The sequence below is a fragment of the Sulfitobacter sp. HI0129 genome (genome assembly GCF_001635395.1).
Classification (GTDB): Bacteria; Pseudomonadota; Alphaproteobacteria; order Rhodobacterales; family Rhodobacteraceae; genus Sulfitobacter.
Map to the genome: position 1 here is coordinate 1 of NZ_LWGH01000610.1, position 1,897 is coordinate 1,897.

Below are 1,897 nucleotides of genomic sequence, written 5' to 3' on the forward strand. Positions count from 1 at the left end.
CGATAGTGAACCAGTACCGTGAGGGAAAGGTGAAAAGCACCCCGACGAGGGGAGTGAAACAGTACCTGAAACCGAACGCCTACAATCAGTTGGAGGGCCCTTGCGGCCTGACAGCGTACCTTTTGTATAATGGGTCATCGACTTGGTCTCACGAGCAAGCTTAAGCCGTTAGGTGTAGGCGCAGCGAAAGCGAGTCTTAATAGGGCGTTGAGTTCGTGGGATCAGACCCGAAACCGAGTGATCTAGGCATGACCAGGATGAAGGTAAGGTAACACTTACTGGAGGTCCGAACCCACACCTGTTGAAAAAGGTCGGGATGAGTTGTGCCTAGGGGTGAAAGGCCAATCAAACTCGGAGATAGCTGGTTCTCTGCGAAATCTATTTAGGTAGAGCGTCATCCGAATACCCTCGGGGGTAGAGCACTGGATGGGTAATGGGGCCCCACAGGCTTACTGATCCTAACCAAACTCCGAATACCGAGGAGTACTAGATGGCAGACACACGGCGAATGCTAACGTCCGTCGTGAAGAGGGAAACAACCCTGACCTCCAGCTAAGGCCCCTAATTCATGGCTAAGTGGGAAAGCAGGTGAGACGACCAAAACAACCAGGAGGTTGGCTTAGAAGCAGCCATCCTTTAAAGATAGCGTAACAGCTCACTGGTCTAAATAAGTTGTCTTGCGGCGAAGATGTAACGGGGCTCAAGCCATGAGCCGAAGCTGAGGATGCACTAGTTGCATGGTAGCAGAGCGTAGTGTGACATAATTCCATGTCTCCTTAACCCTTCGGGGTATTGGAGACGCGGAGTTTTCTGTGAAGCCGGCGCGTGAGCGATCCGGTGGAGAGATCACTAGTGAGAATGATGACATGAGTAGCGACAAAGAGTGTGAGAGACACTCTCGCCGAAAGTCCAAGGGTTCCTGCTTAAAGCTAATCTGAGCAGGGTAAGCCGACCCCTAAGGCGAGGCCGAAAGGCGTAGTCGATGGGAACCAGGTTAATATTCCTGGGCCAGATGGAAGTGACGGATTTCGAGGGTAGTTCATCCTTATTGGATTGAATGGGCTGCTTAGAAGTCCCTGGAAATAGCTCCATCGCTAGATCGTACCCTAAACCGACACAGGTGGACTGGTAGAGAATACCAAGGCGCTTGAGAGAACTATGTTGAAGGAACTCGGCAAAATACCTCCGTAAGTTCGCGAGAAGGAGGCCCGGTTCCTAGGCAACTAGGGGCTGGGGGCACAAACCAGGGGGTGGCGACTGTTTATTAAAAACACAGGGCTCTGCGAAGTCGCAAGACGACGTATAGGGTCTGACGCCTGCCCGGTGCCTGAAGGTTAAAAGGAGGGGTGAGAGCTCTGAATTGAAGCCCAGGTAAACGGCGGCCGTAACTATAACGGTCCTAAGGTAGCGAAATTCCTTGTCGGGTAAGTTCCGACCTGCACGAATGGCGTAACGACTTCCCCGCTGTCTCCAACATAGACTCAGCGAAATTGAATTACCTGTCAAGATGCAGGTTTCCCGCGGTTAGACGGAAAGACCCCGTGCACCTTTACTACAACTTCACACTGGCATTAGGCCGAACATGTGCAGGATAGGTGGTGGGCTTTGAAGCGTGGACGCCAGTCTGCGTGGAGCCTCCCTTGAGATACCACCCTTGTTCTGCTTGATGTCTAACCGCGGTCCGTTATCCGGATCCGGGACCCTGTGTGGTGGGTAGTTTGACTGGGGCGGTCGCCTCCTAAATCGTAACGGAGGCGCGCGAAGGTTGGCTCAGAGCGGTCGGAAATCGCTCGTTGAGTGCAATGGCAGAAGCCAGCCTGACTGCAAGACTGACAAGTCGAGCAGAGTCGAAAGACGGCCATAGTGATCCGGTGGTCCCAAGTGGGAGGGCCATCGC

Annotated in this window: 1 rRNA gene; it reads left to right on the plus strand. The window is 53.2% G+C overall.

Annotated elements, in window-relative coordinates:
- Window positions 1-1,897: ribosomal RNA gene (locus A3764_RS16080) — 23S ribosomal RNA — on the plus strand; the annotation flags it as partial.